Raw genomic sequence first — 17,642 nt, forward strand, 5'->3', positions numbered from 1 at the left:
AAAGGTCGAGGGAGTGTTCGGGTACAAAGGTCGAGGGAGTGTTCGGGTACGGATATCAGGTCTACCTGTTTCCCGGCAGCAGACGGCAATTCGCGCTCCTGGGGTACCTCGGGCAGCGCATCCTCGTTGATCCGCCCTCGAAACTGGTTATGGTGCAGACCGCCGTCGATGAGAAGTCCCCCGAAATCTGGCGTCTGTGGTCGGCCGCGGTCGCGCAGTTCGGGTGACGCCACCTTCCTTCTCCCGACGAGTGAAAGAGAGGTCACTCCGCCCTCGACTGTCGGAAGATGAGCCGAATGAGCTGCGAGGTCCGCTGCTGGCCCGAAGCCGTCTGTGAGGGCAGCGCAGAGCGCGTCTGCTCTGCCCCCGAAATCAGACGTCGACTTGTTCTGCTATTGCGAGGGCATCGTCGACCTCGATGCCGAGATATCGAACGGTGCTCTCGATTTTGGTATGCCCCAGAAGGAGCTGTACGGCTCGCAGGTTGCCGGTTCGGCGATAGATCAAGGTCGCCTTTGTCCGGCGAAGGGAATGCGTTCCGAACAGATGCGGGTCCAATCCGATGTTGGCGAGCCAGCGGGATAGCAGGCGGGCATACTGGCGCGTCGTCAGATGTGCACTCAGCCGCCGGCCAGTGAACAGGTAATCTCCTGACTTCTTGCCCGTAATCCGCAGGTAGTCGTCGATTGCCTGCCGGGTCGACTCCGTCAGTTCGAATTTGACTGGCCGGCCGGTCTTCTTCTGCCGGACCGTCGCGCGGTCGGCCGAATATCCACCCGGCGCAAGGTCCTCAACTTTCAAAGCTACGACGTCGCAGCCACGCAGCTTGCTATCGATGGCGACGTTGAACATTGCCAGATCGCGCATCCGGCCTTCGACCTGGAGTTTGGTTCGGATTGACCAGACGTGCTTCGGACGGAGCGGCGGCTTTGCGCCGACGATCTTCCCCTTGTTCCAAGGAGAGTGCTTCACGATGGCGGGGATGGTGCTTGGCGTAAGAGTCATGTTGACCTCCTCAGCTAATGAGGCTGGTCATGTTCAGCCCGGAGAACTTCCAATCCGGCGTCCGCTTCTAGACGATTGGAGACGTACTTGCGTCCAATTCGATCGATGGCAGGACCGATTTTGACCCACAAGAGACATGGCGGATCTCCAACTTGACGCAGGTCAACACGAGATGGGCCAAGCTCGGAAATAATTGATCAACTAGTCAAGGAGTTGGTCATGCCAGAACAGAGCAGCATGCATGTACACCTGAATTGGGCCAAAGAGCGGATCGACGAGATGGACGCCGCATTGGCTTCCTTCGAGGTCAGAGCTGACCAGGCAAAGACCGAGTCCAAGGTAAAGGTCGATCAGATCGTCGCCGATCTGAAAGAGCGTCGTGACGAATTTCGAGCGCTGCTCAAAACGCAAGTGGAAGCCAGCGAAGACGCTTTGGCGTGCGCCAAGACGGATCTTGAAAAGCAATGGAACGGGTTCGAAGGCCAGGTAAAGACCTATTTCGAAGGCGCCGGCAAGCAGATCGAGCAGCAGCAGGCCACATTCAGGGATATTGCAGCGGCGCAGGCGAAGGCCTGGAGCGAGGCGGCGGAGAAATTACGCGAGGCGGCGGCCAAAGTGGCCGCGGCCCGCAGCGTCGATGTCGATGCCGCACTCAAGCAGATGAAAATCGATGCGGCTGAAGCGGAAGCGCGTCTTCAGAAGCTAAAGCAGGCGGGGAGCGAGTCCTGGTCGGTCCTGGGCGCCGCGTTGGCGGAATCCCGCAAGGCATTCGATCAAGCCAACCAAGCCGCATGGGACGCCCTGAAGGGCTCTGGCTCGAAGAGCTGAACAACCGCTTGGTTCGCAACAGCCAGTCCAGGAGGGATGTATGGCAACCGATGTCCTGATTTCGCGCGAGTTGAAATCGCTGCAGGACGAGCTTGCGAGTGCCAAAAACAATCGCACCGCAGTGGTCGAGCAATCGGCTGCAGCATCGCCCCCACCGGCAAGCGCCACGGCGGCTTCGGCGCCGGACGAAGCCGAGCTGCAGGGTTACCTGCGCCAACTCGCTGACGAAGTCACCGAACTGTTTGGTGAGGCCGAGAAGAGCATTTCGGCCCACCCGACCCAGAGCGTTGCCGGCGCACTGGTCGTCGGCATCTTGATCGGCCGCCTGCTCGGCAGGCGCTGAGGAGCCCAACCATGATCGATCATCTTCTGCGCGATCTTCAGGTCCTGCGCAAAGCGGACATGCTGGTCGGGAAAATTTGGCTCAACGTGCTCGCGCGCCGGCTTGGCTTGTTGGCTTTTGCGGCTCTGATCGCGGTGTTCGGGCTCGGAATGGCAAATGTCGCCGGTTATAACGCGTTGCAAAATTCGCTTGGAACCGTCTGGGCGGCTACCGTTCTGGCGCTCGTGGATTTTACCATTGCAGCGATCGTGCTCCTGATCGCTCTAAGGTCCCATCCGGGACCGGAAATTGACGTGGCGCTCGAGGTCCGCAAGACCGCGCTAGAATCCCTTCATGAGGATGCGCGCGACATCAAGCTGACGATCGATGTCTTGGGCCAGGAGATCAGGAACGTGAAGCAGAGCGTGACCGCGCTCGTGCACAATCCGCTCGACGTCGCGGCGGAAAAACTGCTGGTGCCAGCCGCCTTATCGGTGCTCCGAGGACTGCGGTCGAAGAAGGAGCATTCGTGACCACACCGGCGCAAGTGCCTGCAGGTGCGCCGTTTCGCTTGCAGTAACGCCCGGATCGGGCGCGCGAATGTAGGCCGCGCGGCGCTTGATGAATTCTGCAGGTTCTTTGGCTTTGACTAAAGCATGATCCGGAAAAGTGCGAAGCGGTTTTCCGAGAAGATCACGCTCAGTCAAAGAGCTAAAGCGCGATGACGATTCAACCTAATCACATCGCGCTTTAGGGGAGAATTCTGAGACGCCGCCTCAGTTGGCGGCCTCTCTCGCACGTCGCTCCCTTAGCTGAAGGTGCAGCCGTCCATCAGCAGGTCAGCTTATTTGTACGGAGCGGGAGTGGCCGGGTTAGGGCGCGGTGGGTGGCTTTTTGGACCCTTTGCAGACATTCCGGCTCCTATGCGCTCGGGCCGCGCATCATGCGGTCGCGTTCATGAGATGGTCCGATACCGTAGAGATGAACGCGCGTAGACGCTCAAGACGCCTTAGGTCCCGGTGGTATCCCATCCAAATGTCTCGCGCTGGCGGCGGCCTTGGCAGTTCCAGCCTGCGGATACCCGGGATCTGATTGCCGACCACGCGGGGCAGGACAGCGATGCCGACGCCTTGCCTGCACATGCGTCCCTGGACGTTGCGGTTGTTCGATCGAAGGACCGGTCTGGCGTTGGGGAAACTCTCGATGAGCCACGCGATGTCAGGGAAGTGGCCCGTGGATGTGTCATGGGTGATAAGCCGGAAACCGATCCCATCGCCATATTTGGGATCGGCCGCCTCCTCGGCGATGTAGACGCCGTATTCGAGCCTGAAGAGCCGCCGCTGAACGACATCGGCAGTGTCGAACGGAACGATCCGAAAAGCGATGTCGGCCTCTCGTTGGGCAAGGCTGACCCGGCGCGTGCCGGTCAGGATCTCGACGTCGACATTGGGGTAGGCTTTCGAGAAATCCGCCAGGATAGGAGGAAGAACATAGGCCCCAAACCAGTCCGCTGACGAAATGCGCAGGCTGCCTTTGAGATTCTGCTCCCGCCCCGCAAGCCGGCGCTCCATGGCCAGCGCGCCTTCTTCCATTTGCTCGGCCAGCGCGATGATCCCGTGGCCCTCTTCGGTCAGAACAAGACCGTCCGCTGTGCGCTGGAAGAGCGTGTGACCGATCGCCTGCTCAAGTGCGCGAAGACGCCTGCCGACGGTCGGATGGCTTGTCTGAAGAGCGCGCGCGGCGCCGCCGAGCGTGCCGGATCGCGCAATAGCAAGAAAGATCCTGACGTCGCTCCATTCCATCGCGGCCATCCACACAAAACTGAACGCCGAGAGTACAGTTATGTCAGTTAAAGAACAAATCTAAGCACCTACGTTCCGGCCATCGCCATCGTCCTGCCCTTCTGTGGATTCCCCTGGCTGTGCAACCCAAGGGAAGCTGGTCCGGAGGGAGCAGAGAGATTTCCCAGAGCGGCGGCAGAACGCGGCGGCAGGAGATAGAAATATGCAGATCGGATTTATCGGTCTCGGCAGTATGGGCTCAGCAATGGCCCTGAACCTGGTGAAGGCCGGCCATGACGTGCGGGCCTGGAACCGGAGCAAGGTCGCCCAGGAAAGCGTCCGCGGGGTAACGCTGGTCAAGCTTGCGGCGGATGCATTCGAGGCTGACGCAGTCTTCACGATGCTGTCCGACGACTCGGCCATTCGGGAGGTGGTCCTTGACGCCGGCTTGCTGGCAAGCGCGCAACCAGGGCTGACCCATGTCGTCACATCGACGATCTCCGTCGCTTTCGCGCGCGAACTGCAGCTCCTGCACGAAGAGGCGGGCCTTGGCTATGTGTCCGCACCGGTCCTCGGTCGACCGAACGTCGCGGCGAGTGGCCAGCTCAACATCCTGGCGGCCGGGAAGGCCGATGCAATTGCCGCGATCGAGCCGCTGCTTGCCCCCCTCAGCAAAAAGGTCTGGAAGTTAGGGGAGAACCCCGCTCAGGCGAACGCGGCAAAGCTCGCCTGCAACATGATGATCGCGATGGCTATCGAGGCGATGGCCGAGGGTGTCGTGCTGACCGAGAGTGCCGGCCTCGACCGTGCGGATTTCTTTAAGCTCATCCTGGGCACCCTGTTCTCGGGCCGCGCCTATGAGAGCTACAGCGCGCAGATCACGGAACGATCATTCGAACCGGGTTTCAAAGCCAAGCTCGCTCTCAAGGACATGCGCCTTGCGACTGAGGCCAGCAACGAGATCGGACGCACGCTCCCGATGCTTGAAGCTGTCCGCGAGGGGCTCAGCAAAGCTGTCTCGGCGGGCCTTGGGGAGAAGGACTGGTCGATCATGGCCGATATGACGGTTCGTGGCGGCGATAGTGTCGCGTCGTCTGAAAACAACGCGGAGAGGAAATACTGAAAACCTGGCTCATCACAGCCTTGAGCGTGGGCCACGAGCTCCGTTTGAACGTCAACATCTGACCGGAAAGCGATCATGATCGCAACTTTGAAGGGGTTTACCCAGCAGCTGGTGCCGGTGAATGGCATCAAGATCAACGCCGTCACGGGGGGCTCGGGCCTGCCGATCCTTCTGCTTCACGGTTGGCCGGAAACATGGTGGGAATGGCACCATGTGATGCCGCTGCTCGCCGAGCATTTCAGCGTGGTGGCCATGGATCTGCGCGGCGCGGGCTTTTCCGACTGCCCGCTTGACGGCTATGACAAGGCCACGATGGCGCGCGACGCGCACGAGGTCATGGTTGCCCTTGGACATGAACGCTACGCCGTGTGCGGCCATGACATTGGCGGAATGGTGGCGTTGCCACAGGCCGCCATCTATCGGAAGGCTGTTACCCACCTGGCCGTCCTCGACGTTCCGCTTCCCGGCTGGACCGGATGGGAGGCGACGACCGCAAAGCTCTGGCACTTCGGCTTCCATATGAACCGGGATCTGCCCGAGCGCCTGATTCATGGCCGTGAATATGACTATGTTTCGACCTTCATGGCAGAGCGGTTCTACGATCACAGCACCTTCAATCCGGCGGACATCGAGATCTACGCCAAGGCGATGGCGCTTCCCGGACGCACGCGTGGCGGCATGGAATGGTATCGTGCGTTCGCCGCCGACCATGCAGCCGCGCTCGAGTACAAGAAGCAACCGCTCGAGATACCTGTGCTCGGCCTGGGTGGGGACCAGCGCTTCGGTGCGCAGATGGTGCCGATGCTCAAGGAGTTCGCCACCAATGTGAGGGGCGGCTCGATCGCGCGGTGCAGCCACTATGTCGCGGACGAGCGGCCGGATGAAGTCGCATCCGCCCTGATCGAGTTCGTCAAGGCCAGTTGAAATTCAGCGCCCAGCACCGTCATGGGCCGGGCGGATCGCGATGCGGTGGGCGAATTGCCCCCGCAGCGATCGCGACGGATCGAATACACAGCAAAGGAGACTGTCATGACCGCACCCGTCATTCGCGGCGTCAATCATATTGGCATCACGGTGCCCGACATCGAAGCCGCAAAATCGTTCCTGATAGAAGCTTTCGGCGGCCAGGTGATCTACCAGTCCTTCGGACCGCAGGATCCGCCGCGGCAGGGGCCCGAATTCGAGCGGGCCGTCGGGGCTTTTCCCGGAACGGTCGTGCGTGCGCAGGCGATGGTCAAGATCGGAGCCGGACCCGATATCGAGCTCTTCGAGATGCACGGTCCCGAGCAAGCCAATCCGATCCGGGCAAGCGACTTCGGCATCACCCACTTCGCTCTCTACACGGACGACATCGACGCATCGGTCGAGCGCTTCGAGAAGGCGGGAGGCACAGCATTCACCGCGCCGCGCGCAATTCCCTATGCAACCGAGAAAGGTCCTGGAAACAAGGTCTGCTACTGCCGCATGCCGTGGGGCACGACGATGGAATTCATCACCACGCCGGACCGCATGGCCTATCATGACCAGACGGATCTGCGCAGGTGGCAGGACGCGGGCTGAGCAGGGCGCGAGACCCGCATCAGTTGATGCGCGGCGATGCCGACGCTGCGGAAGGTTCGACGAGTGCGCAGCCACGACGGCTGTCGTGGCGGATCTACCGCGCCGGCGGTCAGCTCATCCGGTTGAGCCTGACCTTCGTCCGCGCCTGTCCCTGATCTCATCGCGTCTTGGCGCGGCGCCATCACAAATCAGAAACGCGAATTCTCAATCCGTGCACCGAAACGACGTGCGGATAACCGCGCGCGATGTCACGCTTGCGTTCGCCGCGACGCTTCGCTTACGAGGTCGCGAGCGGACGCGCCGAACTTCCGGCGACCCGTTGATTTCAGATCATTGTCCATGGAGATTGCGATGAAGGTCACTGCCTCGATCATGCTTGCCACAGCGCTCGCGCTATCGTCCGCGCCGGCCAAGGCCACCGTGCTCGATCTCTCGACCATGACCTGCAAGCAGTTCGTCGAAGGCGGCGACGACACCATCAAGATGGTGCTGGTCTGGATGGACGGCTGGTACAAGGGCGATTCCGACGAGGCGATCATCGACACCGACGTGTTCGTCGAGAACGCCAAGAAGTTCGGCACCTATTGCGGAAAGAACCCGACCATCAGCATCGTCAACGCCGCCGAGGCGGTGCTCGGCAAGTAGTTATCCCGGCAGCATCGCGAACGCGCTCGACACCATCGCCACCGGCTTGTTGTCGGTGGCGGAGGAGAGCGTGACGCGGCCGAAGCTCATGGTGCGGCCGAGCCGGACCACGCGCGCGTCGGCCAGCACGTCGGAGGCGGTCACCGCGCGCATGAAGTGGGTGGTCTGGTCGACCGTCGTCATCGGACGATAGCCCTTGTTGGCGGCAAGATTGGCCAGCACCATCGCAGTGTCGGCGAACGCCATCAGTGCCTGGCCGCAGACGATGCCGCCATTGCGGCACAAGCGTTCGGAAAACGGCATGCGCAGGATGGCGCCGGGCTGCCAGTCCGCATTGCCGCCCGCGGGCGGCGCGATGTCGAACTGCTCGATCGACAGATTGAGGTCCTGCACCCATGGCGCAAAGACGTCGCCGAGCACGCGTTTGGCGTCGTCGATCCCGAATTCACCGGCCTGCTGCATGGCGTTCCGCTTCCTTCCCTGATGGCTTGTTTGTCGTCTATCGCCTAGTTGCGCGTGACATGCACGGCCGGCCGCTTGCCGTCATTCCACTTGCCGTCGATCGCCCGTTCGATCTGGGCGGCGAGCTGCAGCAGGAGGCCGTCATCGGCCTGCTTGCCGATCGCCTGGATGCCGAGCGGCAGGCCGTGCTCGTTGGTCGCGAGCGGCAGCGAGATCGCCGGGATGCCGCAGAGATTGGCAAGCGGCGTGAAGGCGAAGTTGCGCCAGAGGTTGCCGAACCAGTCCAGCACCGACGGATTGTCGCTGATGGTGAGATATTCCCTGGTGCCGATCTTCGGCGTCGGCAGCGCGGTGATCGGCGTCAGAATGATGTCCCAATCCTCGAAGAAGGCGCCGAAGCCGCGCGCCGTCGTGTTGAACACGGCCTGCATGCGGGCGCGGTCGGCGAAGCTGAAGTCGCGGCCATGCTCCCAGATGCGGATGTTGATCGGCTCGATCAGGTCCGCCGGCGGCCGCGTCAGTCCGCGTGCCGCGAGCATGTTGCCGATCACGACGGCGAAATTGCTGATGTAGCAGGTGGTCTGCGCCGCGAAGGCTTCCCGGTAGTCGATCGCCGGCAGCGCGTAGTCGACCTGATGGCCGAGGCTTTCGAGGAAGCGGCCGACCCGTTCGAGCTCGGCTGCGATGTGCGGCGTCGCGCGATAGTCGCCCCACGTGTGCGACAGCGCGATTCTGAGCCGGCCGGGGTCGCGCGCGATCATCGCCGTATAGGGCTCGGCCGGCGTCCAGAACGGCATGAACTCGCCGGGTGCGGGGCCACGGCAGGCATCGACGAAGGCGGCGGTGTCGCGCACCGAACGCGACTGGCAGCCCTGGATCGAGACGAGGCCGGTGAGATCGGACAGATGCGGCGCGAGCGAGAACACGCCGCGCGACACTTTCAGCCCGATATTGCCGTTGACGCCGGCGGGAATCCGGATCGAGCCGCCGCCGTCGGTCGCATGCGCGATCGGCACAGTGCCGGCGGCAACCATCGCCGCGCTGCCGGCCGACGAGCCGCAGGTGGTATAGTCGGTGTTCCAGGGATTGCGTGTGACATAGACCGCGGGGTTCTCGGCCGAGCTGCAAACCCCGAACTCCGGCGTGGTGGTGCGGCCGATCAGATTGAGACCGGCCTTGCGCAACTTCGTCGTCAGGAAGGTGTCGGCCGCGGCGCGGTTGCCGCGCATCATCAGCGAGCCCATCTCCTGCAGGCGGCCCTTCAGCGTCGGGCCGAGATCCTTCATCAGGAAGGGCAGGCCGGCGAACGGCCCGTTGAGATCGGCGCCGTCGCGCGCGGGATCGGCGATCACGTCGTCGAACAGCTCGACCACGCCGGAGAGCGCCGGATCGACCTTGGCTGCGGCGGCGGCAGCCTGCGATGCGAGCTCCCGCGGCGTCAGCTCGCCATTCCGGACGCGCTCGGCAAGCGCCGTCCCGTCATGCCGCGTCCATTCGTCCCAGCTCATCGCCAAAGTCATTTCGATTCCTTTTCTGCTTTGTTGCGCAGTGTAGTTTGGGGGGCGGTCCGGTCAAACCATCGCGCGGGCGCTGGCTCGCGCGCTGCGCTGCAAGCGCCATGCCCGGCTTGAAAATGCCCCAGTTCTGGCGCCCAATCGCCCCTCGTCAGTGGTGGGGCGTCCATGTTCCGCGGGTTGGTATTGCTGGGCGGCGTGATCGCGATCGGGCTTGCGCTCGGCAGCTGCACGCGATGCGGTCCGATCTGGGACGACTGGATGCAGTCGCCGAAATCCTGCAAGTCAGACAATCTCTAGGGCAGGGCAGATACGCTTGTCATGGCCACGCTTGTCATGGCCAGGCTTGGCGTCGGCTTTCTTGCGGTGATATACCGCTGGCGAAAATGCAGGGAGCGTTTCTTATGAGAGTTTTGGGCGCAGTTGCGGTTGCGGTGCTGCTGTTGGCGCCGGCCTATGCGCAGATGCCGAACGTCAATCTGATGCCTGAGGTCAAGACCAAGACCCAGGAAGAGAAGGATCAGGACGCGGTCACCGACCGGGCCTACAAGGACTCGCTGAGCAAGATTCCGGATGCCAAGGGGGCGGCCGATCCCTGGGGCGCGGTGCGCAGCGATGCGCCGAAGGCGGCGGCCCACCCGGCCAAGCCGAAGACCAGGACCGGAAGCTCCGCCCAGCCCGGAAGCCCGGCGCAGCGCAGCCAGTAAGCCCCACCGGGGCGAGCTTCACCGGTTTCCCGCAGACTCGGATTCTCAAGGCGCCGCCCCTATATTGAGGGCGTCAGTAGGTCTGGAGTTGCGGCAATGGTGTTTCGTCCGCGCGATCTCGCCAGCCGGGCCGCACGGCGCAAGCCGGATGACGGCTATCTGCGCGAGACTTTCAGCCTGCCGCGCGATCAGGCCCGGCTGCGGGCCCGCGACTATCTCAAACGCTACCCGAAGGCGGCCTATATGAGCGCCGTCGAAAGCTGGCGCGAATTGCCCGGCGGCGACATCGAGTTCACGATGCGGCGGCTGGCAAGCGCGGACTGAGGCTTGCCGGACGGACCGCCTCAATCCTGATCGCGGTGTCCGTGGCTGCGTCCGAGCCCGAGATTGTTCAGCTCGCGGTCGATCCGCAGCTGTACGCGGCGGATCGCCAGCAGGTCGAGTTTTGCTTCGGTCTTGCCCGTGAAGACCCGATCGCCGATCTGGAAACGCCATTTCCAGACGCCGGGCATGTGCTGAGTGACGGTGAATTCGACGCCCTTGTGGATCATCTGGAACGGTTCCGCGAATGAATGGCGGTCGTCGATATCTAAATCAGAAGTTGTAGCAATAATTGACACCCGTCAAACGATAGAGTGAATCGTCGCGCCCGTTCGGACGTCGTTGTGAATCCCGAAGTGGATCCGTTCGCCGGCGGCGTCGCCTTGCCTCGGGATGCGCAATCGGTGCGTCGGCCGGAGAAGGGAGTGTTACGAACACTGCCGGAACCCGAGTCTTCTCGTGAACGCTACGTAGTTTTTTTGGGCGTCAGGAGGGGTACCAAGGTAGTATGCAGATTGTGCCATCGGCTCCGCCAAATCCTTCTGTAACTCATTGATTATCTGATGCAGTCGAGACGAACGCCGAGCCCTGCTCGCGGAACTTTGTTCTGCCCCGGAGAACTACGGATCGCACTGCGCCGCAGCCCAAATGCTTCGACAATGGCTCCCGTCGGCGCGTTCGGATCCGCGGGTTTCGTTCGGACTGATGCCTGACAGCGCAACGCCGCCCGCTTGAAATGCTTGCGGACGGCGCCGGCCCTAGCCCCAGGAAGGTGTGCAAAATCCTGTAGCCGGAAGCCTATACAATCTGTGCGACAGGACATGTCCCAAATTGGCTATCACAGCGATCAATCCGGACCGCGCCGCCTCGGCGCTTCAGCGCGCTGGGGTCACCTCCGGAAAATCGCTTCGCACTTTTCCGGATCATGCTTTAGGCCACTCCGTATCCTCCCGGAATTGTTGCGAGCGCGAGGAGAACTAGGATTTTGGAGCCGGGGCAGGTTTTCAATTCGGATGATTTTCAGATTTACCCGGCGGGCCGTTCGCGTGACGCGGCCCTCTCATTTCCACTAAGCGGCCCCTTCGCAGGGGCCGTTTCTTCTCAGTTCAGAGTTGCTTTGTTCTATCGTGGATGCGGCAAAAGCCCTTCTGACGTCCAAGCGAACCCCACTTCAGAATCCGGAGTTTGCTGCCATGTTCAAAACGGGCGGCCTTCATATGAATTCGAAAGAGCCCGCCAATACCATTGGGTCCGTTTGACGGGGCGTATGGCTGAGTCGGCGATGTGGTGCGCGTTGGGGGCGGAACTTGGGGCCTTAGGGAGTGGTAGCCGAACCGCAGCTTCAAGGTGAAGGACGACGACAAGAAGGAAGACAGGCGTCCTCAAGACGCAGCGGCCAAAGACGAACCAGAATTCATGAAATGAAGAGGCCGCCAACTGAGGCGGCCTTACTGATCGCTCCTAGCCGCGAAGATTTGTCCGCAATCACATTGAAAGGTCAACAGATAGCCGCGCGATCCCGGATCAGCACGCTCTTTACCCATGAGCTTCATGCTTCGCGAGCAATACGGGCACGGGAACGCGCTCATCTCCCATTGCTGTTTTTCCTGGCTGCGCTTCGTCAAACCGGGCTCCCCGGCGGCTCGGGGTGCAGTTGACCCTTCCGATTTTCGTGATGCTCAATGAGCTTCTTGATGGCGTCCAGCGTCTGCTGATCGGTGATGTTTCTGGCAAGCGTCCGGTAGTGGTTGCTGATCCCATCCAGTTCGACACATCTCTCGCACAAGGCGCGCTCCCCACGTTTCGCGGGCGGGAGCGCAATGGTCTCTCAGTCACCGGTGACGGCCACGGATGGGCGGTGATGTGTGCCTAATAGCACGGCGGCAGATTCGTTCCCGAGGAACTGCGTTCACCCACGGAGAACACCGGGTCTCCCCTTAAGGAGAACCACGTAGGGAACGAGTTTGCCGCCCTATAGAAAACCGTTATGCCCAGAGGCGTGCATAGGGCTCGGTAGTCCTACTGAGAACGCCAAGAACATCCAGCTAAGCGATTTAGGACACTCTCAGATTCGAATTAGGACACTCGGGGTCAAATACGGACAGCACCTACCCATCAGAAAGAACATATTGCGAACGTAGAACAAACGTGGTACGAGACTCCCATCAACAACGCGTTCCGCCCGAGCCTCATCTCCCGTTTTTCCCGCTAGCGAATCCCCGCCATAAGGAGCACATCCCAAATGTCCGCTACTGCACTGCGTATCGTCGAAGGATCCTCCATGGACAAGTCCAAGGCCCTCTCAGCCGCGCTCTCCCAGATCGAGCGCCAGTTCGGCAAGGGCTCGGTGATGAAGCTCGGCAAGAACGACCGTTCGATGGATGTCGAGACGGTGTCCTCGGGGTCGCTGGGGCTCGACATTGCGCTCGGCGTCGGCGGTCTGCCGAAGGGGCGTGTCGTCGAGATCTACGGGCCGGAATCGTCGGGCAAGACCACGTTGGCGCTGCACACCGTGGCGGAAGGCCAGAAGAAGGGCGGCATCTGCGCCTTCATCGACGCCGAACATGCGCTCGACCCGGTTTATGCGCGCAAGCTCGGCGTCAACATCGACGAGCTCCTGATCTCGCAGCCCGACACCGGCGAGCAGGCGCTGGAGATTTGCGACACGCTGGTGCGCTCCGGTGCGGTCGACGTGCTGGTGGTCGATTCGGTCGCGGCGCTGGTGCCGAAGGCCGAACTCGAGGGCGAGATGGGCGATGCGCTGCCGGGCCTGCAGGCGCGCCTGATGAGCCAGGCGCTGCGCAAGCTCACCGCCTCGATCAACAAGTCCCACACCATGGTGATCTTCATCAACCAGATCCGCATGAAGATCGGCGTGATGTACGGCTCGCCGGAGACCACCACCGGCGGCAATGCGCTGAAGTTCTATGCCTCGGTCCGCCTCGACATCCGCCGCATCGGCGCGATCAAGGAGCGCGACGAGGTGGTCGGCAACACCACCCGCGTCAAGGTGGTGAAGAACAAGCTGGCGCCGCCCTTCAAGCAGGTCGAGTTCGACATCATGTACGGCGAGGGCGTCTCCAAGATGGGCGAGATCCTCGATCTCGGCGTCAAGGCCGGCATCGTCGAGAAGTCCGGCGCCTGGTTCTCCTATGACAGCCAGCGGCTCGGCCAGGGTCGCGAGAATTCGAAGGCGTTCCTGAAGGCGAATCCCGACATCACCGCCAAGATCGAAGCCGCGATCCGGCAGAATTCCGGCCTGATCTCCGAGCAGATCCTCGCCGGTACGCCCGAGCGCGACGCCGAGGGCGAAGAGCCCGCCGACGAGTAAGCCTGAGGCATGATCCGGAAAAGAGCGAAGCAATTTTCCGGAAAGATCATGCTCAAGCGATCAAATCATTTCGCTGCAAGCGGGCGCTGAGGACGTTGAGTTGCCGACGTCTTCGGCGCCTGTTTGGTTTTGCGCGGCGTTGAAACCGATATCTGGCGCTTACCCGCGCGCCAGCGCCTTTTCCCGGCTCGCGACCAGCGCGCGCAAGTCTTCCGTGACCGCGACCGATTGATGCGTCTTCTGGTCGGTCGCGACCCAGATGATCTCGCCGGTGGCGCGCAGGTCCTCGGAGCCCTTGGCGAAGATCGCGAGCGCAAGCACGATCGAGGAGCGGCCGATCCTGGCGACGCGGACGCAGACCTCGATGTCCTCATCGAACCGGATCGGCGCCTTGTATTCGACGACCGACTTCACGGTGTGAAAGTCGATGCCGGTCCGCGCCACCTCGCCGAGATAGTCGTAGCCGAGCGCGCGGAAATACTCTGTGATCGCGGTGTCGAAATAGGTCAGGTAGTGCGCGTTGAACACCACGGCCTGTGCGTCGACCTCGGAATAGCGGACGCGAAACGGGAAGTGGAACCAGAATTCCTCGCGCATGTTTCCTCCTGCCGCAGGCAGCCTCTGTTTGTCGCGCGATCAGTGGCTGTCGATTGCAGTCTCTTATGACGTGATGTGCAGTGATGGGCTTCGCGGAGTTTATCATCGGGCCGCGCTTTGCGCGGACCCGTTGGCTCCACCCATCCTACACTAACCTTGATCGTCGCCCGCGCTATTCCGCCGCCTGCGCATAATCCTCGATCGGCGGGCACGAGCACACCAGATTGCGATCGCCATAGACATTGTCGACGCGGCCGACCGGGCTCCAGTATTTGTCGGAGCGCGACACGCCGGCCGGGAAGCAGCCCTCGGCGCGGGTATAGGCCCGGTTCCAGGCGTCGTCGGCGATGTCGTGCACGGTGTGCGGGGCGTGGCGCAGCGGCGAGGCCTCGACCTTCCAGCGGCCGTTCTCGATCTCCGTGATCTCGCCGCGGATCGCGATCATCGCGTCGCAGAAGCGGTCGATCTCGAACTTCGATTCGGATTCCGTCGGCTCGATCATCAGCGTGCCTGCCACCGGGAAGCTCATGGTCGGCGCATGGAAGCCGTAGTCGATCAGCCGCTTGGCGATGTCGTCCACGGTGACGCCGCTGGTCGTCTTCAGCGCCCGCGGGTCGACGATGCATTCATGCGCGACGCGGCCGCGCTCGTTGCGATACAGCACCGGGAAGTGCGGCTGCAGCCGTGCGGCGATGTAGTTCGCATTGAGGATCGCGATCTCGGTGGCGCGCGTCAGGCCTTCGCCGCCCATCATCAGGATGTAGATGTAGGAGATGGTCAGGATCGACGCCGAGCCGAACGGCGCCGCCGAGACCGGGCCGATGGCGTGTGCCGTCGCGCCGTCGGTTGCGGGATGGCCGGGTAGATAAGGCGCAAGATGCGCCTTCACGCCGATCGGTCCCATGCCGGGGCCGCCGCCGCCGTGCGGGATGCAGAACGTCTTGTGCAGGTTGAGATGGCTGACATCGGCGCCGTAATCGCCGGGCCGCGACAGCCCGACCTGCGCATTCATGTTGGCGCCGTCGAGATAGACCTGGCCGCCATGGGCGTGCACGATGTCGCAGATCTCGCGGATATGCTCCTCGAACACGCCGTGGGTCGACGGATAGGTGATCATCACGGCGGCGAGGTTGGCCGAATGCTTCTCCGCCTTGGCGCGGAGATCGTTGACGTCGACGTCGCCGCGCGCATCGCAGGCGACAACCACGACGTCCATGCCGACCATCGCGGCCGAGGCCGGGTTGGTGCCGTGCGCGGAGGAGGGGATCAGGCAGACCTTGCGGTGCGGCTCGCCGCGGGCGAGATGGTAGCCGCGGATCGCAAGCAGCCCGGCATATTCGCCCTGCGCGCCGGAGTTCGGCTGCAGCGAGACCGCGTCATAGCCGGTGATGTCGCACAGCCACTGCTCGAGCCGCTTGAACAGCGCGTGATAACCCTTGGCCTGATCCGCCGGCGCGAACGGATGCAGATTGCCGAACGCCGGCCAGGTCAGCGGGATCATCTCGGTGGTGGCGTTGAGCTTCATCGTGCAGGAGCCGAGCGGGATCATCGCGCGGTCGAGCGCGAGGTCGCGATCCGAGAGCTTGCGCATGTAGCGCAGCAGCTCGGTCTCCGAGCGGTGGGTGTTGAAAACCGGGTGGGTGAGGAAGGCGCTGGTGCGCCGCAGCTCCTTCGGCAGCGCCTCGCGCGCCGCCGCCTCGATCTCGGCAAAGCTGAGCTTGCCGCCGAACACGCGCCACACCGCCTCGACGGTCTCCGGCGTGGTGGTCTCGTCGAGCGCGATGCCGAGCGTGGTCGCCCCGATGCGCAGATTGATCCGCTCCGCCTGCGCGCGGGTGACGATCTCGATCTGCTTGGCGCCGGCCTCGACCGTCACGGTGTCGAAGAACGCTTCGCTGGTCGGCGCAAAGCCGAGCTTGCGCAGGCCGGCAGCGAGCACGGTGGCGCGGCGATGCACGCCGCGCGCGATATGGGTCAGGCCTTCGGGGCCGTGATAGACAGCATACATCGAAGCGATCACGGCGAGCAGCACCTGCGCGGTGCAGATGTTGGAGGTCGCCTTTTCACGACGGATATGCTGCTCGCGGGTCTGCAGCGCGAGGCGATAGGCCGGTGCGCCGCGCGAATCCACCGAGAGGCCGACGATGCGGCCGGGCAGCGAGCGCTTCAGCGTGTCGCGCACCGCCATGTAGGCGGCGTGCGGTCCACCATAGCCCATCGGCACGCCGAACCGCTGCGCCGAGCCGATCGCGATGTCGGCGCCGAGCTCGCCGGGCGAGGTCAGCAGGGCCAGCGACAGCAGGTCCGCAGCGACGATCGCAAGCGCACCCTTGGCGCGCAGTGATGCGATCGCCGGCCGGAGGTCGCGCACCGCGCCCGTGGTGCCGGGATATTGCAGCAGCGCGCCGAGCACATCGGCCTTGTCGAGCTCGGTCAGGGGATCGCCGACGACCAGCGCCCAGCCGAGCGGCGCGGCGCGCGTGCGCATCACCGCGAGCGTCTGCGGATGCACCTCCTTGTCGACGAAGAACACCTTCGCCTTTACCTGCGAATGGCGCTCGGCGAGCGCCATTGCCTCTGCGGCCGCGGTCGCCTCGTCGAGCAGCGAGGCGTTGGCGACGTCGAGCCCGGTGAGATCGCAGATCATGGTCTGGAAGTTGAACAGGGCTTCGAGCCGGCCCTGGCTGATCTCCGGCTGATACGGCGTATAGGCGGTGTACCAGGCCGGGTTCTCCAGGATGTTGCGCTGGATCACCGCGGGCAGGATGGTGCCGGAATAGCCCTGGCCGATCAGCGAGGTGAACACCTGGTTCTGCGCGGCGAGCTCGCCCATATGCGCGAGCGCCTCGGTCTCGCTCAGCGCGCGGCCGAGCTCGAGCGGCGCCTTCTGGAGGATCGACGCCGGCAGCGTCTCGTTCATCAGCGCCTGCAGGCTCGCGGCGCCGACCGTTTCCAGCATCGCGTTGACGTCGCGCGGTGAGGGTCCGATGTGGCGGCGGACGAAATCGGTGGCGGGTTCGTTGATCGGCTTGAAGGGCGCGTTCATGGCGAAATCCTTGGGATGATCCTCAGGCGGTGTGCGCGGCGTAGGCGGCCTCGTCCATCAGGCCGCCGAGTTCGCCCTTGTCGGCAATCTTCAGCTTGAAGAACCAGGCCTTGCCGCCGGCATCCGAATTGACCAGCGCGGGATCGGCCGTCAGCGCCTCGTTGACCTCGATCACTTCGCCGGTGATCGGCGCGTAGACGTCGGAGGCGGCCTTGACGGATTCGACCACCGCGGCGGCCTCGGCCTTCTTCAGGCTGCGGCCGACCTTGGGCAGTTCGACGAACACGACGTCGCCGAGCTGCGACTGCGCGTAATCGGTGATCCCGATCGTGGCGACGTCGCCCTCGATGCGGAGCCATTCGTGGTCGGACGTGTACAGCGTCGTCATGGGGATCGATCC

20 protein-coding genes and 1 pseudogene are annotated in these 17,642 nt (G+C 63.0%); 13 read left to right on the forward strand and 8 right to left on the reverse strand.

Going from position 1 to position 17,642, the window contains the following annotated elements:
* A pseudogene (locus tag AKN83_RS29860) lies at positions 1-227 on the forward strand (hypothetical protein); the annotation flags it as partial.
* Positions 228-372: 145 nt separating this feature from the next.
* Here the strand turns inward: AKN83_RS29860 and AKN83_RS29865 are convergent.
* On the reverse strand, positions 373-1,005 hold the full coding sequence (locus tag AKN83_RS29865) for a tyrosine-type recombinase/integrase (protein ID WP_050402053.1): 633 nt from the start codon (positions 1,003-1,005) through the stop codon (positions 373-375).
* Between the two features lie 219 nt (positions 1,006-1,224).
* Between AKN83_RS29865 and AKN83_RS29870 the strand changes: the two genes are divergently transcribed.
* Genes AKN83_RS29870 through AKN83_RS29880 form a run of 3 tightly spaced genes read left to right on the forward strand, consistent with a single transcriptional unit; the run spans position 1,225 to position 2,688 of the window.
* A complete protein-coding gene (locus AKN83_RS29870; RefSeq protein WP_050402052.1) occupies positions 1,225-1,833 on the forward strand; it encodes a sll1863 family stress response protein in 609 nt (202 codons plus the stop codon).
* A gap of 40 nt (positions 1,834-1,873) precedes the next feature.
* Positions 1,874-2,176, forward strand: coding sequence for a DUF883 C-terminal domain-containing protein (locus AKN83_RS29875; RefSeq protein WP_050402051.1), 303 nt, complete (start codon positions 1,874-1,876; stop codon positions 2,174-2,176).
* 11 nt (positions 2,177-2,187) lie between these two features.
* Positions 2,188-2,688, forward strand: a complete 501-nt coding sequence (locus AKN83_RS29880) for a phage holin family protein (RefSeq protein WP_050402050.1) — start codon at positions 2,188-2,190, stop codon at positions 2,686-2,688.
* Between the two features lie 408 nt (positions 2,689-3,096).
* On the opposite strand, the gene AKN83_RS29885 is transcribed toward AKN83_RS29880, so the two are convergent.
* Positions 3,097-3,957 carry a LysR family transcriptional regulator gene (locus tag AKN83_RS29885; RefSeq protein WP_050402068.1) on the reverse strand — a complete coding sequence of 287 codons (861 nt, stop codon included), beginning with the start codon at positions 3,955-3,957 and terminating at the stop codon, positions 3,097-3,099.
* A gap of 103 nt (positions 3,958-4,060) precedes the next feature.
* On the opposite strand from AKN83_RS29885, the gene AKN83_RS29890 reads away from it, so the two are divergent.
* From AKN83_RS29890 to AKN83_RS29905, 4 genes are all read left to right on the forward strand, one after another.
* Positions 4,061-5,059, forward strand: coding sequence for an NAD(P)-dependent oxidoreductase (locus AKN83_RS29890; RefSeq protein WP_347336844.1), 999 nt, complete (start codon positions 4,061-4,063; stop codon positions 5,057-5,059).
* Between the two features lie 75 nt (positions 5,060-5,134).
* On the forward strand, positions 5,135-5,983 hold the full coding sequence (locus AKN83_RS29895; protein WP_050402048.1) for an alpha/beta fold hydrolase: 849 nt from the start codon (positions 5,135-5,137) through the stop codon (positions 5,981-5,983).
* A 105-nt stretch (positions 5,984-6,088) separates the two neighbouring features.
* Positions 6,089-6,619 carry a VOC family protein gene (locus AKN83_RS29900; protein WP_050402067.1) on the forward strand — a complete coding sequence of 177 codons (531 nt, stop codon included), beginning with the start codon at positions 6,089-6,091 and terminating at the stop codon, positions 6,617-6,619.
* Positions 6,620-6,970: 351 nt separating this feature from the next.
* Complete coding sequence (locus AKN83_RS29905; RefSeq protein WP_050402066.1) at positions 6,971-7,264, forward strand: HdeA/HdeB family chaperone; 294 nt, start codon at positions 6,971-6,973, stop codon at positions 7,262-7,264.
* Here the strand turns inward: AKN83_RS29905 and AKN83_RS29910 are convergent, their stop codons facing one another.
* Both AKN83_RS29910 and AKN83_RS29915 read right to left on the reverse strand, forming a co-directional pair.
* Positions 7,265-7,726 carry a PaaI family thioesterase gene (locus AKN83_RS29910; protein ID WP_050402047.1) on the reverse strand — a complete coding sequence of 154 codons (462 nt, stop codon included), beginning with the start codon at positions 7,724-7,726 and terminating at the stop codon, positions 7,265-7,267.
* A gap of 44 nt (positions 7,727-7,770) precedes the next feature.
* Positions 7,771-9,246: an amidase gene (locus AKN83_RS29915; protein ID WP_050402046.1), complete on the reverse strand. Its 1,476-nt coding sequence runs from the start codon at positions 9,244-9,246 to the stop codon at positions 7,771-7,773.
* A 162-nt stretch (positions 9,247-9,408) separates the two neighbouring features.
* Between AKN83_RS29915 and AKN83_RS29920 the strand changes: the two genes are divergently transcribed.
* The 3 genes from AKN83_RS29920 to AKN83_RS29930 all read left to right on the forward strand — a co-directional run bounded on the left by AKN83_RS29920 (position 9,409) and on the right by AKN83_RS29930 (position 10,271).
* Positions 9,409-9,540, forward strand: coding sequence for a hypothetical protein (locus tag AKN83_RS29920; RefSeq protein ID WP_050402045.1), 132 nt, complete (start codon positions 9,409-9,411; stop codon positions 9,538-9,540).
* A 104-nt stretch (positions 9,541-9,644) separates the two neighbouring features.
* Complete coding sequence (locus AKN83_RS29925; protein ID WP_050402044.1) at positions 9,645-9,947, forward strand: hypothetical protein; 303 nt, start codon at positions 9,645-9,647, stop codon at positions 9,945-9,947.
* 96 nt (positions 9,948-10,043) lie between these two features.
* Positions 10,044-10,271 carry a hypothetical protein gene (locus tag AKN83_RS29930; protein ID WP_050402043.1) on the forward strand — a complete coding sequence of 76 codons (228 nt, stop codon included), beginning with the start codon at positions 10,044-10,046 and terminating at the stop codon, positions 10,269-10,271.
* A 20-nt stretch (positions 10,272-10,291) separates the two neighbouring features.
* Here AKN83_RS29930 and AKN83_RS29935 read toward each other — a convergent pair whose 3' ends face one another.
* On the reverse strand, positions 10,292-10,498 hold the full coding sequence (locus AKN83_RS29935) for a hypothetical protein (protein ID WP_050402042.1): 207 nt from the start codon (positions 10,496-10,498) through the stop codon (positions 10,292-10,294).
* A 1,418-nt stretch (positions 10,499-11,916) separates the two neighbouring features.
* Between AKN83_RS29935 and AKN83_RS40070 the strand changes: the two genes are divergently transcribed.
* Both AKN83_RS40070 and recA read left to right on the forward strand, forming a co-directional pair.
* Positions 11,917-12,141: a hypothetical protein gene (locus tag AKN83_RS40070; RefSeq protein ID WP_157113638.1), complete on the forward strand. Its 225-nt coding sequence runs from the start codon at positions 11,917-11,919 to the stop codon at positions 12,139-12,141.
* 369 nt (positions 12,142-12,510) lie between these two features.
* Entirely contained in the window at positions 12,511-13,599 is a 1,089-nt protein-coding gene (recA, locus tag AKN83_RS29940; protein ID WP_050402041.1) for a recombinase RecA, read from the forward strand.
* 159 nt (positions 13,600-13,758) lie between these two features.
* On the opposite strand, the gene AKN83_RS29945 is transcribed toward recA, so the two are convergent.
* The 3 genes from AKN83_RS29945 to gcvH all read right to left on the reverse strand — a co-directional run bounded on the left by AKN83_RS29945 (position 13,759) and on the right by gcvH (position 17,630).
* Entirely contained in the window at positions 13,759-14,196 is a 438-nt protein-coding gene (locus AKN83_RS29945; RefSeq protein WP_050402040.1) for an acyl-CoA thioesterase, read from the reverse strand.
* 172 nt (positions 14,197-14,368) lie between these two features.
* Positions 14,369-17,242, reverse strand: coding sequence for an aminomethyl-transferring glycine dehydrogenase (gene gcvP, locus AKN83_RS29950; protein ID WP_050402039.1), 2,874 nt, complete (start codon positions 17,240-17,242; stop codon positions 14,369-14,371).
* 22 nt (positions 17,243-17,264) lie between these two features.
* Entirely contained in the window at positions 17,265-17,630 is a 366-nt protein-coding gene (gene gcvH, locus AKN83_RS29955) for a glycine cleavage system protein GcvH (RefSeq protein WP_050402038.1), read from the reverse strand.
* Positions 17,631-17,642 lie beyond the last annotated feature (12 nt).

Source organism: Bradyrhizobium embrapense (genome assembly GCF_001189235.2).
In the GTDB taxonomy this organism is placed as follows: Bacteria; Pseudomonadota; Alphaproteobacteria; order Rhizobiales; family Xanthobacteraceae; genus Bradyrhizobium; species Bradyrhizobium embrapense.

What these genes read in the sequence shown, in the direction of transcription:
- AKN83_RS29865 (WP_050402053.1), bottom strand. Translation starts at nt 1,005, where the DNA reads ATGACTCTTACGCCAAGCACCATCCCCGCCATCGTGAAGCACTCTCCT.
- AKN83_RS29870 (WP_050402052.1), top strand. Translation starts at nt 1,225, where the DNA reads ATGCCAGAACAGAGCAGCATGCATGTACACCTGAATTGGGCCAAAGAG.
- AKN83_RS29875 (WP_050402051.1), top strand. Translation starts at nt 1,874, where the DNA reads ATGGCAACCGATGTCCTGATTTCGCGCGAGTTGAAATCGCTGCAGGAC.
- AKN83_RS29880 (WP_050402050.1), top strand. Translation starts at nt 2,188, where the DNA reads ATGATCGATCATCTTCTGCGCGATCTTCAGGTCCTGCGCAAAGCGGAC.
- AKN83_RS29885 (WP_050402068.1), bottom strand. Translation starts at nt 3,957, where the DNA reads ATGGAATGGAGCGACGTCAGGATCTTTCTTGCTATTGCGCGATCCGGC.
- AKN83_RS29895 (WP_050402048.1), top strand. Translation starts at nt 5,135, where the DNA reads ATGATCGCAACTTTGAAGGGGTTTACCCAGCAGCTGGTGCCGGTGAAT.
- AKN83_RS29900 (WP_050402067.1), top strand. Translation starts at nt 6,089, where the DNA reads ATGACCGCACCCGTCATTCGCGGCGTCAATCATATTGGCATCACGGTG.
- AKN83_RS29905 (WP_050402066.1), top strand. Translation starts at nt 6,971, where the DNA reads ATGAAGGTCACTGCCTCGATCATGCTTGCCACAGCGCTCGCGCTATCG.
- AKN83_RS29910 (WP_050402047.1), bottom strand. Translation starts at nt 7,726, where the DNA reads ATGCAGCAGGCCGGTGAATTCGGGATCGACGACGCCAAACGCGTGCTC.
- AKN83_RS29915 (WP_050402046.1), bottom strand. Translation starts at nt 9,246, where the DNA reads ATGACTTTGGCGATGAGCTGGGACGAATGGACGCGGCATGACGGGACG.
- AKN83_RS29920 (WP_050402045.1), top strand. Translation starts at nt 9,409, where the DNA reads ATGTTCCGCGGGTTGGTATTGCTGGGCGGCGTGATCGCGATCGGGCTT.
- AKN83_RS29925 (WP_050402044.1), top strand. Translation starts at nt 9,645, where the DNA reads ATGAGAGTTTTGGGCGCAGTTGCGGTTGCGGTGCTGCTGTTGGCGCCG.
- AKN83_RS29930 (WP_050402043.1), top strand. Translation starts at nt 10,044, where the DNA reads ATGGTGTTTCGTCCGCGCGATCTCGCCAGCCGGGCCGCACGGCGCAAG.
- AKN83_RS29935 (WP_050402042.1), bottom strand. Translation starts at nt 10,498, where the DNA reads ATGATCCACAAGGGCGTCGAATTCACCGTCACTCAGCACATGCCCGGC.
- recA (WP_050402041.1), top strand. Translation starts at nt 12,511, where the DNA reads ATGTCCGCTACTGCACTGCGTATCGTCGAAGGATCCTCCATGGACAAG.
- AKN83_RS29945 (WP_050402040.1), bottom strand. Translation starts at nt 14,196, where the DNA reads ATGCGCGAGGAATTCTGGTTCCACTTCCCGTTTCGCGTCCGCTATTCC.
- gcvP (WP_050402039.1), bottom strand. Translation starts at nt 17,242, where the DNA reads ATGAACGCGCCCTTCAAGCCGATCAACGAACCCGCCACCGATTTCGTC.
- gcvH (WP_050402038.1), bottom strand. Translation starts at nt 17,630, where the DNA reads ATGACGACGCTGTACACGTCCGACCACGAATGGCTCCGCATCGAGGGC.